21 protein-coding genes and 1 pseudogene are annotated in these 23,760 nt (G+C 62.9%); 12 read left to right on the top strand and 10 right to left on the bottom strand.

Translation table 11 applies throughout. From position 1 onward, the window contains the following. Positions 1–15 precede the first annotated feature (15 nt). Complete coding sequence (locus tag ABEA23_RS06560) at positions 16–1,527, bottom strand: S10 family peptidase (RefSeq protein ID WP_345477270.1); 1,512 nt, start codon at positions 1,525–1,527, stop codon at positions 16–18. A gap of 252 nt (positions 1,528–1,779) precedes the next feature. On the opposite strand from ABEA23_RS06560, the gene ABEA23_RS06555 reads away from it, so the two are divergent. From ABEA23_RS06555 to ABEA23_RS06530, 6 genes are all read left to right on the top strand, one after another. After that, complete coding sequence (locus tag ABEA23_RS06555; RefSeq protein WP_345477269.1) at positions 1,780–3,597, top strand: thiamine pyrophosphate-requiring protein; 1,818 nt, start codon at positions 1,780–1,782, stop codon at positions 3,595–3,597. A gap of 368 nt (positions 3,598–3,965) precedes the next feature. Continuing rightward, positions 3,966–4,595: an ABC transporter ATP-binding protein gene (locus ABEA23_RS06550; protein ID WP_345477268.1), complete on the top strand. Its 630-nt coding sequence runs from the start codon at positions 3,966–3,968 to the stop codon at positions 4,593–4,595. Positions 4,596–5,056: 461 nt separating this feature from the next. Next, on the top strand, positions 5,057–6,970 hold the full coding sequence (locus tag ABEA23_RS06545) for an ABC transporter permease family protein (protein WP_345477267.1): 1,914 nt from the start codon (positions 5,057–5,059) through the stop codon (positions 6,968–6,970). Positions 6,971–7,507: 537 nt separating this feature from the next. Continuing rightward, complete coding sequence (locus tag ABEA23_RS06540; RefSeq protein ID WP_260072957.1) at positions 7,508–7,723, top strand: DUF4244 domain-containing protein; 216 nt, start codon at positions 7,508–7,510, stop codon at positions 7,721–7,723. Positions 7,724–7,728: 5 nt separating this feature from the next. Next, the gene (locus ABEA23_RS06535) at positions 7,729–8,124 is read left to right on the top strand and encodes a TadE family type IV pilus minor pilin (protein ID WP_345477266.1); all 396 of its coding nucleotides are present in this window, start codon (positions 7,729–7,731) and stop codon (positions 8,122–8,124) included. After that, on the top strand, positions 8,124–8,540 hold the full coding sequence (locus tag ABEA23_RS06530) for an Rv3654c family TadE-like protein (protein ID WP_345478634.1): 417 nt from the start codon (positions 8,124–8,126) through the stop codon (positions 8,538–8,540). Before ABEA23_RS06535 ends, ABEA23_RS06530 begins: the two co-directional genes overlap by 1 nt. A gap of 22 nt (positions 8,541–8,562) precedes the next feature. Here the strand turns inward: ABEA23_RS06530 and ABEA23_RS06525 are convergent, their stop codons facing one another. After that, entirely contained in the window at positions 8,563–9,552 is a 990-nt protein-coding gene (locus tag ABEA23_RS06525; RefSeq protein ID WP_345477265.1) for a LysR family transcriptional regulator, read from the bottom strand. Positions 9,553–9,634: 82 nt separating this feature from the next. On the opposite strand from ABEA23_RS06525, the gene ABEA23_RS06520 reads away from it, so the two are divergent. The 4 genes and pseudogenes from ABEA23_RS06520 (at position 9,635) to ABEA23_RS06505 (ending at position 12,335) form a co-directional block, all read left to right on the top strand. Then, positions 9,635–10,585 carry a DMT family transporter gene (locus tag ABEA23_RS06520; protein ID WP_345477264.1) on the top strand — a complete coding sequence of 317 codons (951 nt, stop codon included), beginning with the start codon at positions 9,635–9,637 and terminating at the stop codon, positions 10,583–10,585. A gap of 13 nt (positions 10,586–10,598) precedes the next feature. Next, positions 10,599–10,871 (top strand): annotated as a pseudogene (locus ABEA23_RS06515) (DUF4031 domain-containing protein); the annotation flags it as partial. Between the two features lie 55 nt (positions 10,872–10,926). Further along, the gene (gene thpR, locus ABEA23_RS06510; protein WP_425577134.1) at positions 10,927–11,541 is read left to right on the top strand and encodes an RNA 2',3'-cyclic phosphodiesterase; all 615 of its coding nucleotides are present in this window, start codon (positions 10,927–10,929) and stop codon (positions 11,539–11,541) included. Positions 11,542–11,600: 59 nt separating this feature from the next. Then, positions 11,601–12,335, top strand: coding sequence for a PIG-L deacetylase family protein (locus ABEA23_RS06505; protein ID WP_345477262.1), 735 nt, complete (start codon positions 11,601–11,603; stop codon positions 12,333–12,335). Between the two features lie 30 nt (positions 12,336–12,365). Here the strand turns inward: ABEA23_RS06505 and ABEA23_RS06500 are convergent, their stop codons facing one another. Then, positions 12,366–12,899 carry a GNAT family N-acetyltransferase gene (locus ABEA23_RS06500; protein ID WP_345477261.1) on the bottom strand — a complete coding sequence of 178 codons (534 nt, stop codon included), beginning with the start codon at positions 12,897–12,899 and terminating at the stop codon, positions 12,366–12,368. A gap of 72 nt (positions 12,900–12,971) precedes the next feature. Here ABEA23_RS06500 and ABEA23_RS06495 point away from each other — a divergent pair, with 72 nt between their 5' ends. Continuing rightward, positions 12,972–15,332, top strand: coding sequence for an ATP-binding cassette domain-containing protein (locus tag ABEA23_RS06495; protein WP_345477260.1), 2,361 nt, complete (start codon positions 12,972–12,974; stop codon positions 15,330–15,332). Between the two features lie 35 nt (positions 15,333–15,367). Here the strand turns inward: ABEA23_RS06495 and ABEA23_RS06490 are convergent, their stop codons facing one another. The 7 genes from ABEA23_RS06490 to nth form a co-directional block, all read right to left on the bottom strand. Beyond that, positions 15,368–16,045: a hypothetical protein gene (locus ABEA23_RS06490; protein WP_345477259.1), complete on the bottom strand. Its 678-nt coding sequence runs from the start codon at positions 16,043–16,045 to the stop codon at positions 15,368–15,370. 37 nt (positions 16,046–16,082) lie between these two features. Beyond that, positions 16,083–16,661, bottom strand: coding sequence for a type II secretion system F family protein (locus tag ABEA23_RS06485; protein ID WP_345477258.1), 579 nt, complete (start codon positions 16,659–16,661; stop codon positions 16,083–16,085). After that, positions 16,658–17,410: a type II secretion system F family protein gene (locus tag ABEA23_RS06480; protein WP_345477257.1), complete on the bottom strand. Its 753-nt coding sequence runs from the start codon at positions 17,408–17,410 to the stop codon at positions 16,658–16,660. Before ABEA23_RS06480 ends, ABEA23_RS06485 begins: the two co-directional genes overlap by 4 nt. Next, positions 17,407–18,615 carry a TadA family conjugal transfer-associated ATPase gene (locus tag ABEA23_RS06475; RefSeq protein ID WP_345477255.1) on the bottom strand — a complete coding sequence of 403 codons (1,209 nt, stop codon included), beginning with the start codon at positions 18,613–18,615 and terminating at the stop codon, positions 17,407–17,409. The genes ABEA23_RS06480 and ABEA23_RS06475 overlap by 4 nt, the downstream gene beginning before the upstream one ends. Further along, entirely contained in the window at positions 18,605–19,813 is a 1,209-nt protein-coding gene (locus ABEA23_RS06470) for a CpaE/TadZ family protein (RefSeq protein WP_345477254.1), read from the bottom strand. Before ABEA23_RS06470 ends, ABEA23_RS06475 begins: the two co-directional genes overlap by 11 nt. A gap of 156 nt (positions 19,814–19,969) precedes the next feature. Further along, entirely contained in the window at positions 19,970–20,773 is an 804-nt protein-coding gene (locus tag ABEA23_RS06465; protein ID WP_345477253.1) for an NUDIX hydrolase, read from the bottom strand. 27 nt (positions 20,774–20,800) lie between these two features. Then, on the bottom strand, positions 20,801–21,580 hold the full coding sequence (gene nth, locus ABEA23_RS06460; RefSeq protein WP_345477252.1) for an endonuclease III: 780 nt from the start codon (positions 21,578–21,580) through the stop codon (positions 20,801–20,803). 176 nt (positions 21,581–21,756) lie between these two features. Between nth and acs the strand changes: the two genes are divergently transcribed. Next, positions 21,757–23,739, top strand: a complete 1,983-nt coding sequence (acs, locus tag ABEA23_RS06455; RefSeq protein WP_345477251.1) for an acetate--CoA ligase — start codon at positions 21,757–21,759, stop codon at positions 23,737–23,739. Positions 23,740–23,760: the final 21 nt, after the last annotated feature.

Genomic DNA, 23,760 nt, shown 5'->3' with positions numbered 1-23,760 from the left:
TAATGGCTGCGGCAATCAGATAACGGGCCCGTTGGACTCCGGCTTCTGGCCTGCGCCGACACTCCAGGCGAGGAACTCGGCCAGATCCTGGCACTGCTGGATCCGGCTGGGCTGGTGCACATACATCATGTGACCGGCCGGGTAGTACCGGCGCACGATGTCAGCGTGAGCCTCCTGGGGGATTCGCAGATGCGCAAGAACATGCTCGGAGGCCGCAAATGGCGTGGCGGAATCGTGGTAGCCGAAGCCCACGTAGACCTTGAGATCCGGGTTGGCGCGCATGGCGAAGGCCAGGTCCTCGGCCGTATTGACCGAACGGTTCTCAAACTCCTTGTAGGACCACGGATGCACCCTGCGGGAAATGATCTCGTAGACCAGGTCTGAGGAGTATCCGAGCTCTGCGCCCAGAAGGTGATTGATCGCCGCAGTGTAGGGGTACTGGATGATGGGATACGAGGGGTCATCGCCGAGTCCGTCGCCGGTGGCAACACCGACGTGCCCGGTGAAGCGGGAGTCCAGGCGGCCGACTCGAAGCCGCCGAGTACGCAGCAGCTCACCGAAGAAGGCATGGGCATCAACGCGCAGATCAGCGAGCTTCACATACTCCAGACCCAACCCCGTCAGTTCTGCCATCCGTTCGGCGACGGCGTCGAACTCCTCTGTGGGGAGGCGACCACCCTTCGCCAGGGCTCGGGTGTACTCCCCGTAGGCGAACTCTGCTGCCTCCTCCACCAAGGTCTCCACGTCTTTGCCCGGATGGAAGCCGTGGTAGTGCGCAATGGCGGCGTAGGTCGGCAGGAAATGAATGAAGGGCTGGTCATTTCCTTCCGAGAAGAAGACCGTGCCGAAGTCCAGCACAGCGGAGATAAGCATGACTCCATTGATGGCGATGCCGTGGCGCTGGGCCAGATAGCCCGCCAGCGCGGCAGCGCGTGTGGTGCCGTAGGATTCCCCCGCCAGCAGTTTGGGTGAAAGCCAGCGGTGGTTCCGAGACAGCCACAGGCGAATAGCCTCGCCCACAAGATCCCTGTCCCCGGTGAAGCCGTGGTACTCGGCTGGCTTAGCGCCTTCGGCAGCCCGTGAGAAACCGGTGGTCATGGGGTCGATGAACACCAGATCGGCGTCCTTGAGCAGCGTTTCGGTGTTATCGGTGAGGCCATATGGGGGCTTGGCTCGCTCGTCAACATCATTGGCTACCACCCGCCGCGGCCCGAACAGGCCGATGTGCAGCCAGACCGAGGATGAGCCGGGACCTCCGTTGAAGGCAAAGAGCACCGGCCGGGAGGGGTCCGGAGCGCCGTCTACGGTTTTGACGTAGGAGGTGATGAAGACCTGGGCTTTGGGGGTAGCGCCCTTGAACACGCCGTCGTCGAGCTTCTCCTCTGCGATGACCATCCGCCCGGCAGTAGCGCGATATGACAGCTCGCCGTCAGGAAGGGACAGGACGTGCTCGGTGGTGACAAAGTCATCCTGAGCCAGCTGCGGTTCTTCCGGGGAGGTCTTCTCGTCAACGGCGCTTTCGGACATTACTTCTCCTTCATAGGGGCCACGGCACGGCTACCGGCACTCTTATACGGAAATGGTTACCCGTGCGAACCATATCAGTGTGTAATGTGAAATGTCAGTAGCTAGCTCCGCTTCCAGAACACAACCTTCGAGTCCTCTGGGAACTCGCCTGACTCCCTAGTTCTTGCCGTCCTCCCACCGTACTCTCGGCTACAAGCAAGGAATCCGCCGGGAACCCAGATCCTGTGCAACAGGGATCGAGAGGAGTGAGCTGTGGTTGAGAACCAGCAGGCCAACGGTGCCGACTTTGTGGTGTCACGTCTTCAGCAGTGGGGCGTCGAGCGGGTCTTCGGGTACCCCGGGGACGGGAACAATGCTCTAGTGGGTGCCATCAGGCGATCTCAGCATGACAACGCCGGCGTGGATTTCATCCAAACCCGTCATGAAGAGTCCGCAGCCTTTATGGCCGTCGGCTACAGCAAGTACTCGGGTCGCCCCGGCGTCGTCACCGCCACCCAGGGTCCCGGTGCGCTGCACCTGCTCAACGGGCTATACGACGCAAAACTCGACAGTGTCCCGGTGGTGGCCATCATCGGACAGCAGCCGACGACGACCCTGGGCTCAGGTGATCAGCAGGAAGTGGATCTGCACACCCTGTTCCAGGACGTTGCCGGCTTCACGCTCCAGGTTTCCACTGCCGAACAGCTTCCGCTGGCGATCGACAAAGCATTCCGACAGGCACTGAGCTCAGCGGGGCCGGCGGTGGTCATCATCCCCCAGGATATTCAGTCAGGTCCTGCCCCGGAGATCCCGCATGAGCATGGCTACGTACAGACGGCCCCGGCCTGGCAGCCGGCGAAGGTCACACCGGCAGATGCGTCGCTGGAGGAGGCCGCCGCCGTCATCAATGCCGGCAGCAAGGTCGCTTTCCTGGTGGGTCAGGGCGCGCGCAACTGCGGACCCGAAGTGCTGGAGCTCGCTGAAATCCTCGGGGCCGGTGTCACCACGAGCCTGCTTGGAAAGCCCCACATCGATGAGCTGCACCCCCTGGTGGCCGGGACCATGGGCCATCTGGGCACTACCGCCAGTGCTCAGGTGCTGTTGAGCTGCGACACCCTGGTCATTATTGGCTCGAATGACCCCTGGACGGAGTACTACCCAGAACCCGGTTCATGCACCACGGTGCAGATCGATAACGACCCCGCGAAAATAGGCAATCACCATCCGATCGACGTCGGGGTGGTAGGTGACGCGGCCGAGGCGGTACGAGCTCTCAGCTCGCTGGTGGATCCTCCGGCGTCGTCGCGGTGGCGAGAGACCGTTCACCGCCTGGTGGAGGATGAGCACGACGTCGCTGCCCGCCGCGCGCGGGTAGAGATGGAGAGGATCAACCCGGAAGCCGCTGCACGGACGCTCAACGACCATCTCCCTGATGACACTCTGCTTGCTCTGGATGTAGGCAGCTGCGTGTATTGGTACGTGCGACAGATGTCCGTTCCGCCGCAGGGCGCTGCCCATCTCTCCAGCACTTTGGCCAGCATGGGCTGCTCCATCCCCTATGGCACGGCGGCAAAGGAAGCGCGACCTGATCAGCCAGTTGCAGTGCTCAGCGGTGACGGGGCCATGCAGATGCTCGGTATCAATGAGCTGATCACTTTGAGCCACCGTTGGAGGCAGTGGAGTGACCCCCGGTTCGTGATCGTTGTGCTCAACAACGATGATCTGGCAGAAGTGAGCTGGGAGCAGCGGGAGAAGGAGAACGAGCCGCGTTTCCCCACCAGCCAGAGCCTGCCGTCCTTCAACTATGCGAAGTTCGCTGAGCTCAATGGGCTGCGCGGGATATCCATCTCTTCTACGGACGAACTCGAAGACGCCTACCGCGAGGCATTTGCCGCGGACCGCCCGGTAGTGCTTGATGTTCACACTGACCGGGACACTCCTCTGCTGCCTCCGGTGCCATATGCCCTCTCCAAAGCGCCGGGCATGGCCAAGGGACTGGAGGCTGAGGCTGCCGATGGGGATGTTCCGGCAGCGCTGATGCATCGCTATTTGGACATCGAGCAGGATCGATACCTCCCGGCTCAGAACTAGCGTGAAGTGCAGCGTGCAGTCCTTGTCCTGGTAGCCACTGGATTCGTTGGCCTAACATCAGCGAATGCATCGACCACATGTAGCGCCTCGCACGTCCTGGTCGACGATCGCGGCTGGCTGCCGGCAAGCTATAAAGCACAAGGTCGCTGCAGTAAGATCGCAGGGAACAAGAAGGCTCGTATTAGTCTAGATCGTATCGGGAATCCGGACTTCCACACATCGTATTTTACGCGCACGAATACCACCTACAGCACAAAGTCTTCAACGCTTACCCGCGGCGCATACTACTCGGTGCGTGACGTCTAAAAAAACGTTCGCAGGGTGGCCCGGCCTGCTGGCCGGGCCACCCTTGTGTGAAGGGAATCAGCTTGCTCTCTGTTGATGGAGTTTCACTGACCTACCCGGACGGTGATTCCACACTTACTGTCCTTGAGGAAGTTGCATTTAAGGTGGCACCCGGGCTAGCTGTCATAGTGGGGCCTAGTGGCACGGGTAAATCTAGTCTTCTACGGATTATCGCGGGACTACAGCAACCCCTCAGTGGCGAAGTCCTCATTGATAACGCGGACCTGCCCGGGGGTATTGCCGGCGCGATGTACGTCCCTCAGGACTTTCAACTAATCCCCTTCCTGTCCGCGGCAGACAATGTTCGGCTCGCGGCTGAAGTTCACGGTAGCCCTGAGCCCAATGTCGAGTCCCTGCTGCAGACAGTCGGATTGAAAGGACTCGCAGAGCGGAAACCCGAAGAACTCTCAGGAGGGCAGCAGCAGCGACTCGCTCTTGCGCGAGCCCTATCGGTAAACACACCCATTCTGCTCCCCGACGAGCCCACCGGTTCTTTGGATGAAGCCACCAGTATCGAGATCGCGCACTTGCTGCACGAGGTGGCACACAAGAACAAAAAAGTAGTCTTCGCTGCCACACACGATCCGGCTCTTATAGCTGAGGCTGACAGTGTGTTCGAACTTCGCTCGGCGAAAGTGAAGCGTACTCGATGAGACGCACTCGCTTCTCGGCACTCCAAGTAGCGGGGTACGCGAGCCGCTACTACTGGAAGAGTCTCATCCCGCTAATCGTTTGCGTCTTGGTCTTCTCGGGCGCAATCACCGCCGTGTCAACGGTGCGGGACTCCCTAGAGCACGCTGCTAGTACCAGCGTCGGCCATCACTTCTCCGAACACGCACACATCATGCAGCCTACGACTGGGGAAGCTGCATCGACGGGCTTGGACGTAGACACCTGGATTCCTTTAGCCGACACCAGCGCAGCCATACGGCACGGTGACCGGCTGACTCAGAATCCCCTTCGTTCCTATGAAGACCCATCCTTGGTCCTAGGTCGACTGGTTACTGGGGAGCGCCCAGCTGCCAGTACAGACATCATTGTCTCAGCGGCCACAGCGACGGACCTTAGCGCGTCAGTTGGCTCCGAGGTGGAAGTACAGCACGCCGACGGAGCCGTGACATACTCCACAGTCACGGGCATCTTTAAAGACCCGGCCTCGACCGATACTCAACAGGCCTATATGTTGACAGATGTCGACGACGACTCAGTCAGCGCTTTCATAACCACTGAAGACCCGTTCTTGGACAGTGAACAGACGTCTCTGTTCGAGCAGAAGTTGTTCACCTACAACTCCCTGGGAGCCTTGAAGGCCGTCGCAGCAGCCGATGCCTCAGCGACATACTTCACTCATGGCCTGAATGTCCTACAAGGACTCTGGTTAGCGTTTGGGATACTTCTCGGAATAAGTGCATGGGTCCTCGCCCGCTCTCTAGTGCAGCCGTTTCGAGGCCTTATCGCCGCCGGCTTTACCCGCAGACGTACCTTGAAAGTACTCAGCGTGTTGCTTGCCGCAGTCATAGTTCCCTCCGCACTGGCCGGGATAGCTTTAGCTTTGGGTGCCACGTGGTGGGGACGTGAATCGATATCGGGGCTTTTCGCCCAAGACTGGCTAAGCATTGTGCCTCCGGTCTCGCCAATCCTCCTTATACCCCTTGCAGCCGGATCCCTAGGGATTGTCATAGGACTAAGAGCACATTCAGTATCGGAATCCTTTCGTGGTCGCCACTGGCCTTTGCGGTTCAACGCAGACACCCCACGAGTCGCGGTAATCACAGTGATCTCCGCCAGTGTCGTTTCCGCACTATTGGTTTGGGGAGCATCGCAACAATGGGTTTCCCCCGAACCGGCTCTGCTGGCAATCTTTATCACCCTCGTGATCGCTCCATGGGCTTACTCGGCGGTACTTCGCAAAGTTCTCCTCCCGCCTGTGCTGCGACGAGCGACAAGGGAAGGAGGGTTCATTGTCCTTGCCACTGCGATCGTGACTTCAGCGCTGGTCGTCAGCACGGTAACGTTCACGGCGTACACTACGCACGCCTACCGTTCTGCAGAAGCGGCCGCATCTCCCACGATGGCACCGGGCAGTTTGGCAGTAGATGCCATACCCTCAGCGCAGGCAGCCGAGTTGCGCGCATATTACCTTGAAGCAGGCGGAACCGAGCCAACCGCGTATCTTCTTCCGCTGGAAGACGTATCCGACTTCCGAGTGACGTCCCCGGCTGTCGTTCAGTGCATGGATGAACACGAGGAACCTGATCCCTGGTTCGTCACCGAACTCTGCGGCCTAGAACCCAAACTGAGCTACGCCGTAATAGCCCCGGATGGAGGAAACACGGTCCGAGCAGCCCCGGATCTCGTCGATGACGAGGAAACGTTCATCGTCACTTTCCCCTCAGGCCAAAGCGATACCGATCGTCGAATACAGGTGGACGAGGTCGTACCGGATGAAGGGCTAGTTCCGCCACTAGCAGGTGCAGTCATTGGAGAAGAATCAGCACTGATCGGCGAGCTGAACTTACAAGTGAGTGACTTGCGGCAGCTGGTTTTCACAGATTTCTACACGTTCTCGGGACCTGAACAGGCTGCGTTTCGCAGTTACGTATCGCGGATCGCACCGGGAGCTGAGATGGTTCAAATTGATCCCGATTCGTGGGCGAACGAAGCTAGGCTACTCATCACGGTCAATCTGGGCGCAGGCATACTTCTAGTCATCTGTTTATTGATTAGCACGAGGTTCGCTTTGTCATCGATGCGAGAGACACGTGGCGTACTTGCGTTATTCTCGTCCACTGGGCGGATCCAGATCCGTATCGCAGCCTCGTTTATTGCTGTATGGACGGTCGCGCTTATAGCAACCGCTTGCGGCGGAGTTCTCACCGCGTGGCTGATGTCTCTGAAAGACGGTCTTGGAAGCGGATGGCTGTGGGCCATTGCCCCTTCTCTTGGTGGGCTCGCCCTGGTAGCGGCAGGCGTGCATATGTCTCGGATACTACTTAGCCCGGGGTCACCGCACGAACGCACCCGATAGGCCTGACTTATTATCGGCGCACCAGTGGCTGTCTAGGCGGCTAGGAGAGAATCCATGACCACTTACCTCCACATCTTCGAAAGCGCGGACCGAACAGAGATCTACATTGGCATTGCAGACAGTATGAGCAGAGTCTGAGAGCCGTATAACTCAAAGGCTGACGCGCTGAGGGAGAGAGAAGGGGCGCAAATCGTGCAGACAGTCGAACCGTTCGTCCGTCAGGAGGACGCACGTAAGGCAGGGGCTATCGCCATTTACATCGCCCCACGCGTACCGGGTTCGACAACCTCAGCTGCACCCCCCTTGATGTCAGACGCACTGTGCGGGGCGGGATCCCAGTCCACTGGGAGACTGGCGCCTGCCCTGCCATAGGCAGCGTGTGGCGGGGTTTTCCCCTACTGGGCGCAGCACTTGGCTTGCGCCGAGTTTTCCACAATTCACCTCCCTCTCTCGGGCCGGAACCCTCGCGGTGCCGCAGAGTGAAGGTGTCCCCATCACCACGGACACGACACCTTCGCTGAGAGAACGGAGAGAACCATGAGCAAGACCACCTGGCCGAAGCCTTTGGATTCGGCAGAAGGTCGCGCTGCGCTGCGTCGCCTGGAGCAGGACGAGGACGGTTTGGCCACCGCAGAGTACGGGATCGTCATGCTTGCCGCAGTTGCTTTCGCGGGGCTGCTGACAGCTGTGCTGACCTCTGACACCGTGCAGGGCCTTCTGGAATCAGTGGTCCAGCGAGCACTGAGCCACTAACTCCGATGCCAGACCTGAAGGGACGACGACGCCGGGCGGCGCCAGCAGAACCTGCCGAACGCGGTTCAGTCACCGCCGAGTTCGCGCTGGCGCTGCCGGCCGTGGTACTTGTCCTGCTGCTGGTGCTCGGCTTGGGCGTGCACGGGGCCGCCCGAGTGAGTGTGGAAGAAGGTGCCCGGACCGCCGCCCGGGAGCTGGCCCGCGGAACGTCTGCCGATACGGCCTCCCGGCTTGCCCGCGAAGCCGCGGGGCAAGACAGCTCCGTCCAGCTCAGTCATGAGGGCGAATACGCCGTCGTGACCCTTCGGCGCCCGGTCCAGATCCTGGGACTGCTAGAGCTGACTGTGGACCATGAGGCTGAGGCCCATGTCCGCATCGAACAGTTACCCGGAGCCCCGTGATGACCTGCGGTCCTCCACGGCACGGCTTCCGGCCCGGCGAGGACACCGGTTCGGGCACTGTTGCGGCCCTGGCCATCATCTTCACACTGTTGATCTGCTTATCGCTGGTGGCCGTGGTCAGCAGCGTCAGCGCCGCCTCCGTGCAGTCGGCAAGAGCTGCGGATCTGGCCGCATTGGCCGCAGCAGATGCTGCACGCGGGCTGCGCCAGGGGGACCCCTGCACTGTGGCAGAGCAGGTGACGGCGCGCAACGGCGCAGTACTGGAGGCATGCCAGGTGGGCGGGCTCTTCCCTACGGAAGTCACCGTAACCGTCAGCCGTGAAGTGAGTATCGGCTCACTCGCTCAGCAACTGAACCTTCCGGGACTGCGGGTGCACAGCTCGGCCCGGGCCGGCCCACCCGAGGCTCTTCCGTAAGGCCCAGCTGCTGAGGGGGCCGCTATGAAATCGCCATGGTCTTCTGCTCATCATGAGCGCCCTGATAATCCAGGGCAGCTTGCTGTTCCTGCACCGCCTCCGCGTGCTCAGTGGTGACTGCTGTCTGCTCCTGCAACAGCTGCAGGATGCGCTGCACAGCGGGGTTATTCAGCAGGGTCCGCTTAGTGCGCACCAACAGCGTGCGCGTGGGGGTGGGATTCACCACGCGGGCCACGGCCACTTTGCTTAGATCCGCCCGCGCGGTGGCGAAGCTCAACTGGGGCATCAAGGTAATGCCAGCACCGGTCTCCACAAAGGCGACGGCGGTGCCATCGCCCTGGGTCTCCATGCGGTATGGCGGGCTGAATCCGCGGGCTGCACAAGCGTCGTGGACGATCCTGCTGCAGCTGCCCTGGGTTCCGGTGTTATCGATCCAACTCTCCTGCCGCAGATCCTCCAGCTCCACCTCAGGCCGTCCGGCTAGACGGTGACCAGCGGGCAGAACCACCACATAGGGCTCAGTCAGCAGCTCACGGGTCTCATAGGTTTCTGTGGCCGCCGCAGACTGCGGCCACGCTCCAGCTAAGTTGATCTCCACATCCGGATCTTCACCACGGCCCTGGCTGTGCTCCCACAGCCTGAAATCCAGCCGCAGAGCCGGAAACTCCTCAGCCATCCGCGCGGCGATCTGAGGTATCCACGCACCGCCCACAGAGTTCAGGTGCATTATCGTCAACGAACCGGTCCTCCCCTGCCGAAGGTCAGCGGCAAGACTGTTGAGCCGGGACGCCTGGTCCAGCAACGCCTCAGCCTCAGCAGCAAAACGACGACCCACAGCAGTCAGACGTAGCCCTCGCCCGTGGCGTTCCAGGAGTTCCAGGCCTACTTCGCGCTGGAGAGCATGCAGCTGCTGGCTCACAGCCGATGGTGTGTAGCCAAGATTGCCCGCAGCCCCATGCACTGTCCCCTCGACCACCACAGCCAGGAAAGTACGCACTCGGTTGAGATCCATAGCGCCAACCATAAAGCACAGCTAATCAAACATCCATAAATGTTTGCTTGTGCTTCACAATTGCTGGCGCGAGGATTTCTCCATGACGATTCATGCCCCCGTACTGGCCCAGCCCCCACTGCCGAACGCAGCTCCGTCCCGCCGTCGGTCAACACCGTTGCTGCCCGCTCTGGCCGTATGCGGCACTGTCTTGATGAGTGCTTCCGCCTTCATCGTGATGCGCTGGGCCGCACCGGATATTGCACCCGGGCCCTTTGCTTTGCTTCGACTGGTCACCGCCTCAGCAGTGCTGAGCATTCTGCTGCTGGTTCTGCGCCAGCGGCCGATCCGCCCTTCCCCGCGTGTCCTGCTGCTGACCCTGACATTCGGGGTGCTCAGCTTCGCCCTCTACACACTGGTCTTCAACTGGGCCGGACACTTCTTAGATGCCGGCACGGTAGCGTTGATCATCAACTTCTCACCCCTGATGATCGGACTCGGGGCGGTGTTCTTCCTGGGAGAGGCCTTCTCCCGCAGGCTCTTCAGCGGCATCCTCACCGCACTGCTGGGCATCATTCTCATCGCGGTGGCAGGAAGCCTCGGACATGTGGCCATCGTTGGGCTGGTGCTGTCCTTCCTGGCGGCAGTGCTCTACAGCGCTGGGGTTCTGGTCCAGAAGGTCGTTCTGCGCAGCATTGATCCGCTAGCCACCATGTGGATCGGATGCCTCGCCGCCACCGCCGCGCTGCTGCCTTTCACCCCACAGGCGGTGACCGCCATAACCGCGGCCCCGCTCTCCACCATCCTCGGCGCGGTGTACCTGGGGGCCGGACCAACCGCCCTGGGATACCTCTTCTGGGGCTACGCCATGAACCATTTCTCCACCGGACAGCTGGCCTCCAGCAACCTTGCCGTCCCAGCACTGGTGGTTGCGGCCTCAGCTATGCTGCTGGGCGAGACTCCCCCGGTGCTGGCGATCATCGGTGGTGCCATCTGTCTAGCCGGTGTCGGTATCACCCAGCTGCGCAGACCGCCTCAGAGACTCCAGGAGTAGACTGCCTGCCCTCATGACCATCTATATCGACCCGCCGATGTGGCCAGCACACGGCACCGAGTTCTCTCACTTGATCTCCGACCATTCGCTGGAAGAGCTCCATGCCTTCGCCGCTGGTGCCGAACTCTCCCCGCGAGCCTTCGACTTAGACCACTACGATGTGCCGGCATTCCGCTACGAGACTCTGATTGCACGTGGAGCGGTGCCGGTGAGTTGCCACGAGCTGGTGCGGATCCTGATCGCCTCTGGCCTACGCGTCACAGCTAAGGAACGCCGCAACCTGCGCCAGCCCACATAGCCACGGCGGGAATGTCCCACACCGTTTAGCTGCTGATGCCCATGTGAGGCTCTTTTTATCGCTGCCACTGCCGAACCATGTAGCCGAACACCTTCAGGAGGCAGTGCACTCAGTAGAGGCCGCAGCCCCGCAGACTCCGGGCAATCGGCGGCCCGCACTGCGCTGGGTGCCTGAAGAGCAGCGACACATCACACTGGCCTTCTATGGCGAGGTTCCAGACGGCGTCGTCGAGGATCTGAGCACAACGCTTGAGCAGCAGTTGGGCGCCGTAGCGCCGCTGTCTCTGCGACTTCGTGGCGCGGGAGTGTTCTCCGGGCAGGTTCTGTGGGCCGGAGTGCAGACGGAGCACATCTCCTCCCACAGCAGCGGCACCAGTCCGCTGACTGCGCTGATGCGCCTATGCGAACAAGCGGGATCCCAGTACAGCACCAGCGGCGCACCGGCAAGGGAACGACGTCGGGCCCATGTCACTCTGGCCCGGGCCCGCGACAGGCGCCGGGCTGCAGAACAGCTCCAAGCCCGGGCGGCCGCCCTTTCGATCTATGAAGGGCCCTCCTGGCGGGCTGACCAGGCCCACCTGATGCTCTCGGAACTCGGGGCCGGAACATCTGGTGGGCCGCAGCATACGCTGCTGGACCGCGTGCAGCTGCGCGGGTGAGGGGTCGATTGGCAGGCACTGCCCTTCCCTCAGCACCTCCGGCGTGGTGGGATGAACCCATGAGTTCCGAGTCCCTTCCGCTGTTTGATGACTCCGAGATCACCCGGGTGCTGTGTGTGGCCGCCCATCCTGATGACATGGAGTACGGGGGTTCTGCCGCTGCCGCCCGCTGGTCAGCCCGCGGCGTCGAGGTCTCCTACCTGCTGCTGACCGCCGGTGAGGCCGGAATGCGCTCGCGTCATCCGGAAGAGGCCGCGGCCCTGCGCGCACGCGAGCAGCAGGACGCCTGCGCCGTCGTCGGCGTTGAGGATCTTAAGATCCTGGATTTCCCGGATGGCACCCTCCAAAGCGACCTCGCCACTCGCCAGGCGATCGCCAGGCATATCCGGCGGCTGAAACCGGACCTCGTCCTGACCCAGACTTGGGACCTTGAAGTCAGCTGGGGACTCAACCATGCCGACCACCGCGCCACCGGACTGGCCACGGTGGATGCCATCCGCGATGCTGATAATCCCTGGGTCTTCCCGGAGCTGACCCAGCAGGGCCTTGAACCCTGGGCGGTGAGCTGGCTGCTGGTCTTCGGCGGATCCGCCGATCACCTGGTGGATGTCAGCGGTGAGCCGCTGCAGCGCGGCATCGCCTCACTTGAAGCCCACGCCCAGTACCTGGCTGAGCTGGGTGGGGATTTTGATCCACGGATGATGCTGGAGTCCATGACCGAAGCGGCCGCCCAGCGCAGCGCAGACCCCCTGGTCAGCCACGCACTGCCAGTGGCCGTCTTCCCCATGAACTGATCCCGAGCCCGCTCCTCCCTGGCTGACCTCCTATTTCAGTACAGCCTGAAGGACTTCAGGTGTCAGTTCCCGGTCGGCATAGACCAGCCGTACTGCCTGGGGATCCGGGTTGCCGGCATCGGGTCCGCGGTACTGCCGCCGCAGACCCGCTTTCTCCGCAACCCTGGCCGATGCCGGATTGTGCTCCAGCATGTAGGCCACCACCGGCAGGTCTGGCCGATGCTGGGTGGCTGCCTGCACAGCGGCCTGGGAGACGGCGCTGGCGTAGCCCCTGCCGTGGGTTCCCCAGGCAAGCCGATAGCCCAGATTCCAGAACGTCCGGGCCCGGATCATGCACCCGGCGTTGCCGATCACCACGCCGTCAGAGTCTCTAAGGATCCAGACCGAAAGCCCATCGCGTTCCCAACCGGCCATCCAGTACTCAACCATCGTCGCCGTCGTCGTCCGTTCCTGGTGGCACCCGCTGGGCAGATGGGTCCAAACCCGGGGGTCGCTGTAGATGGCGTGGACCGCGTCGATGTCCTCGTGTGCCGGCCGGTCCAGGCTGAGCCCGTTGATCTGCATGCCTCAAACCTATCGGCTCAGCGCTGGCGGCAGACCATTCAGCAGCGCTGTCTGCGCACTAGACTCCCAGTCATGAGCGATGGCATCCATGCTGCTGATTCCCACGACGTCATCCGGGTCCAGGGGGCTCGGCAAAACAATCTCCAGAACGTGTCGGTGCAGATCCCTAAACGGCGTCTGACGGTTTTCACCGGCGTCTCCGGCTCGGGCAAATCGTCATTGGTCTTCGGGACCATCGCCGCGGAATCCCAGCGGATGATCAATGAGACCTATTCAGCGTTTCTGCAGGGCTTCATGCCCACCCTGGCACGTCCTGATGTGGATGTTCTGGAGGGTCTGACCACCGCCATCCTGGTGGACCAAGAGCGCTTGGCGGCCAATATTCGCTCCACCGTGGGCACCTTCACCGATGTCAACGCCATGCTGCGGATTCTGTTCTCCCGGTTGGGTCAGCCGCATATCGGTTCGCCCAATGCCTTCAGCTTCAATGTGGCAACCGCCTCCGGCAAGGGTTCGCTGACTGTGGAGAAGGCCTCCGCCACCAAAAAACCGGCACGCGCGGAGTTCACCGTGCTGGGCGGGATGTGCCCACGATGCGAAGGCACCGGGCATGTCACCGACCTGGATCTGAACCAGCTGGTGGATAAGTCCCTCTCTTTGAACGCCGGGGCCATCACCATCCCCGGTTATAAGCCTGGCGGCTGGTCCGTGCGGTTCTATGCCGAGTCCGGGTTCTTCGATCCGGATAAGCCGGTGGGTCAGTACACCGAGACCGAATGGCATGATCTGCTGCATCGTGAGCCGGTCAAGGTCAAGATCGGCGGGGTGAATATGACCTATCAGGGTTTGGTCCCGCAGATCCAGAAGTCCTTCTTGTCTAAGGACCGTGAGGCTATGCAGTCCCATATCCGCGAGTTCGTGGACCGCGCGGTCACCTATATCAGCTGTCCCGACTGTGCAGGCACCCGGTTGAACGCTTCGGCCAGGTCCGCAAAGATCGCAGGCATCAATATCGCCGAAGCCTGCGCCATGCAGATCACTGACCTGGCCGAATGGGTGGACGGGCTAAAGGAACCTTCGGTGCAGCCCCTGCTGGATTCACTGAGCAAGACCCTGGGGCACTTCACGGAGATCGGTTTGGGCTATCTGTCCCTGGACCGGGCTTCCAGCACACTCTCCGGCGGCGAGGCTCAGCGGGTGAAGATGATCCGCCACCTGGGCTCAGCGCTGACCGATGTCACCTACGTCTTTGATGAACCCACCGCGGGGCTGCATCCCCATGACATCCAGCGGATGAATAAGTTGCTCCTGCGCCTGCGGGATAAGGGCAATACAGTGCTGGTGGTGGAGCATAAGCCCGAGGTGATGGCTATTGCCGATCATGTGATCGATATGGGTCCGCGTGCTGGTTCCGCTGGCGGCCAGGTGGTTTACGACGGCGATCTGGAGGGTTTGAAGAGTTCTGGCACCCTCACCGGGCAGCACCTCTCCTACCGAGCCCAGCTGAAGGACAGCGTGCGCACACCAACCGGGCAGCTGCAGATCCGCGGCGCTGGGACACATAACTTGAAGAACGTCGATGCCGATATCCCGCTGGGCGTGCTGAGCGTGATCACTGGCGTGGCAGGATCCGGCAAGTCCTCACTGATCCATGGGCACGTGGCGGGCCAGGACGGAGTGGTGGCCGTTGACCAGTCCGCTATTAAGGGATCGCGGCGCAGCAACCCGGCTACCTATACGGGCCTGCTGGAGCCCATCCGGAAGGCTTTCGCCAAGGCTAATGGCGTCAAGCCCGCCTTGTTCTCCGCGAACTCGGAGGGCGCCTGCCCAGCCTGCGGCGGTGCCGGGGTGATCGAAACCGATCTTGGAGTGATGGCCTCGGCCTCGGCCCCCTGTGAGGAGTGCGAGGGTCGGCGCTTCCGTCCGGGGGTTCTGGAATACACCCTCGGTGGTAAGAACATCGCGGAGGTGCTGGATCTGCCGGTGACTGAGGCCGCTGAGTTCTTTGCTGCCGGAGAGGCCAAGCTGCCGGCGGCCCATAAGATCCTGCTCCGGCTGGCCGATGTGGGGCTGGGGTATGTGCGTCTGGGGCAGCCGTTGAACACGCTTTCCGGCGGCGAACGGCAACGCCTGAAGCTGGCGGTTCATATGGGCAATGACGGTGGCATCTACATCCTTGATGAGCCCACCACTGGCCTGCACCTTGCGGATGTGGAGAACCTGCTGGGCTTGTTGGACCGGCTGGTGGATTCAGGGAAGACGGTGATCGTCATCGAACATCACCAGGCAGTGATGGCCCATGCCGATTGGATCATCGATCTTGGCCCGGGAGCAGGGCACGACGGCGGCGAGGTGGTCTTCACCGGAACGCCGGCTCAGCTGGTGGAAGCTGACACGCTCACCGCGCAGCATCTGAGCCGCTATATCCGCTGAAGAGGCTGCCGCCTCGGCCTAGCGATGAGCGCAGCTCAGCTGTCCCATTCCCCGAAGTCCCCATCCAGAAGCCAGTGATACCGGATGGTCAGGGCGCGCTCCAGAGCTGCCAGGCCACCGGCGATCAGCAGTGCGGTGTTGGCCCATGCGGGCAGCTGAATAGGTGAGGTGAAGGTCCCGATGTTCTCGGCCACCCAGGGAACGTGGGTGATCGCTTCGATGGTCTGCGGAATCCCCAGAATCAGCGCAATCAGCAGTACGACGACGGCGCCACGGCCGATCCATGCACTCACCGTGGGGTGGCTGCGGTCCAGGGCGGCACGCAGCCCCTCGCCTGAGCGGGGCTCTGGTGTCAGGAGGCGGCCTTCTTTGGCGTGGGCACCCTGGGGTATGAAGTGGATGCGTTTGAGCCCGGTGAGGGTGGCTGCCACTTCGATATGCCCTCCTGGGACGCTGAACAGCGCCGGCAGGTCAGCGGAGGCATGGTGGCGGCCGTTGCGGTAGAGGTCGGCGCGATAGGCCCCGGAGGTGCTGCTGAAGTCGAAGTAGTCCACGGAGACGGTGTAGGTCTCTGTTCCCCCGTCTTGAGCGCGGTGTTCATGGCTGAACATGGACCGAGTCAGCGGCTGCCACCAGCGGTAGGGCTTCACGGGGTGCCCGTCCCCTGGTTTCACCTTCTTCAGCTTCCGGTCGCGTCGCCATCGATTGAGCATGGTTCTACGCTAGCGGCTGCAAAGCCCGACTGCGGCTTTAGATGCCGAGTGCGTCAGGGATCATGCTGATGACCACCGGCACCACACCGAGCACGATGAATGCCGGCAGGAAACAGGCTCCCAGGGGAAGCATCATCTTCACTCCGAGTTCAGCTGCCCGGCGTTCGGCTGCCTGGCGCTGCTCTGCCCGCGCCTGGGCTGCGGCGGCTTCGAGCATGCTGGCGGTGGGCGCCCCGGTGGCATAGGCGAACCGCAGGTGCGAGCAGAACCTGCCCAACTGCGGGTAGGGCGACAAGCTGTGCACGCTGTGGTCCCAGGAGGCTCCAGCGGCGAGACTGCGATAAACCTGCGCTAGCGGTTGTGCCCCGGGGGCGGCGCGCGAAAGCCTGTCCAGGGCCGCTTCGATTCCTGTTCCGGCATGAAGCAATGCTGCTGTGAGGTCCAGCAGCGTGGCGGCATCAACTTCTCCATCATTGGCGGATGGTTTCTTCGTCCGCGCACGCCAGACTCGCAGCGCAGCAGCGTGGCGCCTCGGGGTTCGCGCCGGTGCTGGCACAAGAAGGAGCACCGCCGCAATAGCCAGGGCCGCAACCGCTCCGGCCAGCAGGGCTCTCATGGCATCTCCTGCAGTACGGAGGAGATCAGCCGGTGGCTCCATAGTCGCCCGAGAAGAAGGCATACTGCTCCGATCACCAGGCATAGCATCCCCAGTCCGCCGCCAAAGAGAATCTGCAGCGGGTCAGCTCCCATCAGATGTCCCAGCAGTATGCCTCCAGCTGGCAGCAGAGTGAGGATCAGCTGAGTGAGCTTCGGCCCGGCGGTCGCGGTCTCCACAGCTGCCCGCAGTTGGGCGGCTTCTTCGAGGGACTGCGCCATCTGTTCCACCAGTTTTGATAATGGAGCTCCGGTCTGAGAGGACAGTGTCGCTGCTGTCATCAGGCGCTGCAGCAGTCCGCGGATCTCCGGGTCGGTTGCTTGTTCGGCACAGCGCCGCAGGCCCTCAGCGCTGCCGACTCCGGCTTGTAAGGAGCCGCTGACCTGCTGAGTGATGTCACTGAAAGGGTGCTCTGCTGCACTGTGACTCCAGTGCCGATGCAGCTCCGCCCAGGCCTGGGCCTCCCCGCGGCCGGACTGCAGGAGTGCGGCGAACTGCCGCAGTAAAGATGCTGCCTCCTTGCCCAGCTGCAACTGATGAACGCCCCGACGTCGCAGCCAGCTGCTGACCGGCCACTGGTGCAGGCCCCTCCGCGGGCTGCCGGTGCCTCCGGAACCGTCGGGTCCTGAGCCGGCCGGTGCAGGCCGAATCAGGAGCAGCACCGAAGAGATGATCAGCAGCCCGGCCGCAGTTGCCCACAGCCCGGTCATTCTTCTTCCCTATGCCGGGGCCCCGCTGCAGGGAAGTCTCCACCTGCGCCACCGGGTGGCAGCATCATCCGGGGATGGGGAAGGTCAGCGAAGAACCGGTCCCATTCTTCCTGTGGTTCTGCTGCGTCATGGGTGACGGTGAGCACCGGCCTCATCCGGATGGCCCCGTCCTGATAGGTCAGTGCCGAAAGCGCCACCGGTAGCCGAGAACTGCCCCGGCGTTCCACATGAATGACTGCATCCAGGGCAGCACCGGCTTGCAGGCCCACTGTCTCGGGGCTGAGTCCGCCGAGGGCTCCCATGGCAATGAGCCGCGCTGGAACGGCATGGGGTGAGTTGGCGTGCAGCGTGCCACCGGCACCGTGATGTCCGGTGTTCATCGCGGTGAGGAAGTCACGCAGCTCCCCACCCCGGCACTCCCCCACAATCAACCGGTCCGGCCGCATCCGCAGGGTCTCTCGCACCAGCTGACCCATCCCGACCTGGCCGGTGCCTTCGATATTGCCCTGGCGGCCCTGCAGATGCAGCACATGGGGGTGCTCGGGCATGAGCTCGGCGGTGTCTTCCACCACGATGATCCGTTCGGTGGCGGGAACCTCGGTGAGCATGGCCGCCAGAAGCGATGTTTTCCCTGAGCCAGTGGCCCCGGAGATCAGATAGTTCATCCTTTGCCGGATCAGATATCGCAGTACCGGCAACCAGACCTGCGGGCTGATCCACTGGGTGGCCAGCTGTTCAAGTGTTGCTGAGGACCCCCTGGCCACACGTACCGAGATCATGGTTCCTTCCACTGCGACCGGGGGCAGCACCGCATGCACCCGGTAGGTCCCGATTCGCCCGTCTGCGCAGGGATGTCCCTCATCGAGTCGGCCACCAGCCACCGAAATCAGCCGGCGAGCCAGGGCACGGGATTGTTCCTCACTTTCGAGTCTGACTCCGGTGCTGCGCAGCCCGCCGTCGCCGTCGGTCCAGATCTCTCCGTGGCCATCCAGGACCACATCCGTGATGCCAGGCTGTTCAGCAAATTGCTGCAGCGGACCCAGGCCCACTAACTCATCGCGGAGTTTCTTGACCAGCTGCTGTGTGGTCCCCGAGCCCAGCGCCAGGCCCTCGGAGCGTACGGCTTCGGCGATCCGGGCCGCTGTCACCGGTTCAGCTGAGGTGGTCAGCTTGTCCCGCAGCGCCTCGAGCTGCTCAGTGCGCACTGGTCACCCCCGATGTCTCCAAGAGGCGCCCGATCAGGGCCGCTCCGCGGGAACTGCGCAGCATTTCATAAGCAGTGCTGAGGTCATCGCTGCGACGCAGCCAGCGCTGTTCGGCCACATCGGCAATCACCGGCACTCCGGTGGCCTGCTGCATCTGTGCACTGTCCCAGCCGGTGGCAGCACGGCCATTGGTGACCACTGAGATCTCTGGCTGCCGGCCGGGCTGCCGGTGCAGCTGGGATATCAGCTCCCGAGCGGAGGCCGCGCCCCGTGGGCACGGTGGTGTGATCAGGAATAGGTGGTCAAGGTAATCGGTGAGTCCAAGAATCGTCTCGGGCCGGTGGCCGGCATCTATGAGTACTGCGTCGAAGGATCGCCTACCGGCATCCGCTGCGGCCAGCACAGCTTGTGCGCCCGGAGCCGGTGTCCGCCCGGTCAGTACCGCGATGCCTTCCCATACCGGCAGCCCGGTGCGCAGATGCGCCGGGGAGAGCCGGCCTTCTGTCTGAGAGAGCAGCTGCCAGTCCAGCTGACCACTCAGTTCTGCTGCCGGGTCTGCAGCGCTACCGCTGCGACGACGGTTACCCGCCCGCCTCCGGGACCGGATACCTGAGTTCTCCGGGACCAGTTCGAAGATTCCGCTGCCTGGTCCGCTGCAGGCGTCCAGCAAAAGCGGTACAACCTCCCGCACTGCCAGCTCGGCGGCACACAGGTAGGCGATAGTGGTGCAGCCGACCCCGCCGAAGACCCCGGCCATCGCAACGACCGGGGCGCGGTGCTGCTCGGTGATACGGCTGCTCAGATACTCACTGAGCCACGCTTCAGCTGCCGGAAGCGGCACAGGAGTCAGCTGCGGATGCTCGGCGGCGGCCTCCCAGAGGTTCCCCGCGGCACGGCCCACTAATAAGACCGGTTCATGAGTGGGGGCCGTTGCGGCAGCCTCCGGCGAACAGAGCACCGCCACCGGTCTGACCGGCTGACTGCCCCGGGCCTTCAGCGGCGCCTCTGGTCGCGGACCGCCCGGTGCCGGCCACTGGCTGGAGCATTCCAAGCGGGCACCGATCACCGCGCTGATCAGCGCAATCTCATCGCGCAGCTGATCATCAGTGGTGACCAGCAGCAGCCGTGGTTCATCACCGGCGGCGGCTTCATCTGCCGGTGATGGTGAAGTCCGTTCTGCCGGTTGGGCGCGAGTCATGTTTCCAGACTGATCCCTCACCTAGGAACCGCGCAGGCTTCCTGCTACTGACTGGGGAGCCTGTCGGCGCGCCAGAGCCGTTGTGCCGGCCTGGGGAAAACCCTGCCTGGGGGAAACTCTGTCCGCTCAGCCACCGGCGGCCCCGGACAGATCCAGCTAACTCCGGCGGAACTGCCGAGGGTCCAGCTCCCGGTCGGGATCCCACGGCTCAGCCCAACCCAGCCGATCCAGCATCCGGTCCAGCAGAATCCCGGTGAACCCCCAGACAAAGGAATCATGGGTCCAGAACGCCGGTGAGCTCAGTTTCACGTTGTCACGCATCAGCACTGCCGAATAGCGGCTCTCAGCGGCGACCAGTTCCTTCACCGGAAGCTGCAGCACCCGCGCCACCTCGTCCTCCGAGGGAGTGAGCACACCGCAGTCCCTGGTCACCGCCAGCACCGGGGTCACCATAAATCCGCTGACAGGCACCGGAGCCGGGGGCAAAGTACCCAGCACGACGACGGTGCTCGGATCCAGTGCCGTCTCCTCCTGGCTCTCCCGCAAGGCGGTGGCCACGATGTCCGCATCAGTGTCATCGGCGGAGCCACCGGGGAAAGAAATCTGTCCGGGGTGCTTGCGAAGCCCGGTCGCCCGCTCGGTGAGCAATACTCGGGGGCCCTCGATGGACCCGGTGCAGCTCATCAGCACCAGTACGCCTGCCTGGCGTGCGTTCAGCGGATCCACCGTCGGGGTGGTCGGCGGCTGCTCCAGGGGCAGCGGATTCCACCAGCCGCCAGCTGCCGCGGCCTCAGGGAACGCCTGCTGATAACCCCGGGCGGAATCGAGTAGTCGGGTCAGAGCCGAGGCCACGCCGTCGTAGTCTGTGGGCACCGGTACGGCCGGCTCCGTGCGAGAGGCAGCTGCCCGCGCCGCAGCGGGCTCGGGGTCCAGCGGGTCTGCCTGATCCGGTGCCGTCATAGTCGTTGAAACCCCTTCATCTGCGCCTCAGGCGCTGAGCGGATAGCCCTCAGCGCGAAGCTGACGGCGGCTGGCCCCGGCCCGCATCTTCTCCAGCAGGTCCTCCCGCCCCGGAGCCAGCTCATACTTCAGCAGCTGCTTGGCAAGCTCTGGGTTGGTCTCACCCTCACCGTAGGAGGGGCATAGCTGAGCAATCGGGCACGCACCGCATGCCGGACGGCGGGAATGGCAGATGCGCCGCCCGTGAAAGACCAGCCGGTTGGACAGTGCGGTCCAATCCTTGGGCTCAAAAAGAGCCGCGACCTCGTGCTCGACCTTCACCGGATCCTGCTGCTGGGTCATCCCCAGGCGCCTGGCCAGCCGCCCGAAATGGGTGTCCACCGTAATCCCCGGCCGACCGAAGGCATTGCCGAGCACCACGAACGCCGTTTTCCGGCCCACGCCGGGAAGCTTCACCAGCTCGTCCAAGGAGTCCGGAACCTGGCCTCCATGACGCTGGACCAGAGCCGCGGAAAGACCCAGCAGTGAGGTGGTCTTGGCCTTATAAAAACCGGTGGGTTTGATGATGTCGCTGAGTTCCTGCTCATCGGCATCTGCCATGGCCGCAGCATCGGGGAACCGGCGGAACAGTTCGGGAGTAATGGAGTTGACGCGCACATCGGTGGTCTGTGCTGAGAGCACAGTGGCCACCAGCAGCTCGAAGGGATTCTCAAAGTCCAGCTCCGCTGTGGCATAGGGATAGACCTCGCCCAGTATGCGGTTGATCCGGCGCACCCGGCGCTTCTTACCCGTCAGCGTCTTGTCCATCACCTCCATCCTATGCACCCGCAGGAGGTCACCGGGCATCGCAGACGTGAACCGTTCGTCGCCGCAAAACAACCGCTTATCTGCAATAGATGTCACCGAACTCTCGCGATCTCGCCTGTACCGCCTCACCGCGTTATTGTGATGCCTGACACACACGTCACCCAAGGAGGATACGTATGACCACGACTCCCGCTTCTGAGAGCGTCCAGACCTTCCCTCCCAGCGAGGATTTTGCTGCCGACGCCGTGGCAACCGCGGAGAAATATGAGACCGCCGCAGCCGACCGGCTGGGCTACTGGGCCGAGCAGGCTCGCAGCGTGCTCTCCTGGGACAAGGACTTCAGCGAAACTCTCGACTGGTCCGATGCACCCTTCGCCAAGTGGTTCGTCGGCGGAGAACTCAACGCCTCCTATAACGCGGTGGACCGCCATGTGGAGGCCGGCAATGGAGACCGCGTCGCCATCCACTTCGAAGGTGAGCCCGGGGACACCCGCACCATCACCTACGCGGACCTGAAGGACGACGTCGCCCGCGCGGCTAACGCGTTTGAGTCCCTGGGAGTCACCAAGGGTGACCGCGTGGCCATCTACATGCCGATGATTCCCGAAGCCATTGTGACCATGCTGGCCTGTGCGCGCATCGGTGCGATCCACTCGGTGGTCTTCGGCGGATTCTCCTCCGACGCCCTGCGCTCCCGCGTCGATGATGCTGAGGCCAAACTCGTGGTGACCGCCGATGGCTCCTACCGCCGCGGCAAGCCTTCACCGCTGAAGCCCAATGTGGACAGCGCCCTGGCGAAGCCCGGGCACACAGTGGAGCACGTCGTCGTCGTCCAGCGCAATGGTGAGAGCGTGGACATCGAAGAAGGACGCGACCTGTGGTGGCACGAGCTGGTCGCCGAGCAGTCCACCGAGCACGCCTATGTGCCCCACGATTCCGAGCATCCGCTGTTCATTCTCTACACTTCCGGGACCACAGGTAAGCCCAAGGGCATCCTGCACACCACCGGCGGCTACCTGACCCAGACCGCGGTGACGCACCGGCACTCCTTTGACCTAAAGCCTGAGCAGGACATCTACTGGTGCACCGCCGATGTCGGATGGGTCACCGGCCACAGCTACATCGTCTACGGTCCGCTGGTCAACGGTGCGACCCAGGTGGTCTACGAAGGCACCCCGGACAGCCCGCATAAGGGACGGCTCTGGGAGCTGGTGCAGAAGTACAAGGTCACCCAGTTCTACACCGCGCCCACATTGATCCGCACCTGCATGAAGTGGGGCCGGGAGATCCCGGATCAGTACGATCTCTCCAGCCTGCGTGTGCTGGGCACCGTGGGTGAAGCCATCAACCCCGAAGCATGGCTCTGGTTCCGCGATGTCATCGGCGCCAATAACGGTCCAGACAATGCTCCCAAGGAGCACCCGGCACCCATTGTGGACACCTGGTGGCAGACCGAGACCGGCGCGCATATGATCGCCCCGCTTCCCGGTGTCACCGCCACCAAGCCCGGTGCAGCACAGACCCCTGTGCCAGGCATCGAGGTCGGCGTGGTGGACGAACTGGGCGAACCGCTGGGCAACGGCCAGGCCGGCCTGCTGGTCATCAAGGAGCCCTGGCCCGCCATGCTGCGCGGCATCTACGGCAACCCCGAGCGCTATAAGGAGACCTACTGGTCCCGCTTCGGGAACCTGTATTTCGCCGGCGACGGCGCCCGCTATGACGACGACGGCGACATCTGGCTCATGGGCCGTGTGGATGACGTCATGAACGTCTCCGGTCACCGACTCTCCACCACCGAGATCGAATCCGCCCTGGTAGCGCACGAGGCAGTGGCCGAGGCCGCCGTCGTCGGCGCTAAGGACGCGACCACCGGTGAAGCGGTGGTGGCATTCGTGATCCTGCGCGGCAACCACGAAGGTGATGACAAGGACGCGCTGGAGCTTCAGCTGCGCGCACATGTGGGCAAGGAGATCGGGCCGATCGCCAAGCCGCGCAATGTCCTGGTGGTCCCGGAGCTGCCGAAGACCCGTTCGGGCAAGATCATGCGCCGTCTGCTGAAGGATGTGGCCAATGGCAATGAGGTCGGCGACGCCTCCACGCTGGCCGATCCGAGTGTCATGATTCAGATCGCTGAGGATATGCGCGCCAAGCACGACTGAGAGCCTCAGCTCATCTCTTAA

It is taken from the genome of Nesterenkonia rhizosphaerae (genome assembly GCF_039544555.1).
Classification (GTDB): domain Bacteria; phylum Actinomycetota; class Actinomycetes; order Actinomycetales; family Micrococcaceae; genus Nesterenkonia; species Nesterenkonia rhizosphaerae.
Note: the sequence above shows the minus strand (reverse complement) of the source record. Positions and strands in the feature narration are given on the sequence as shown.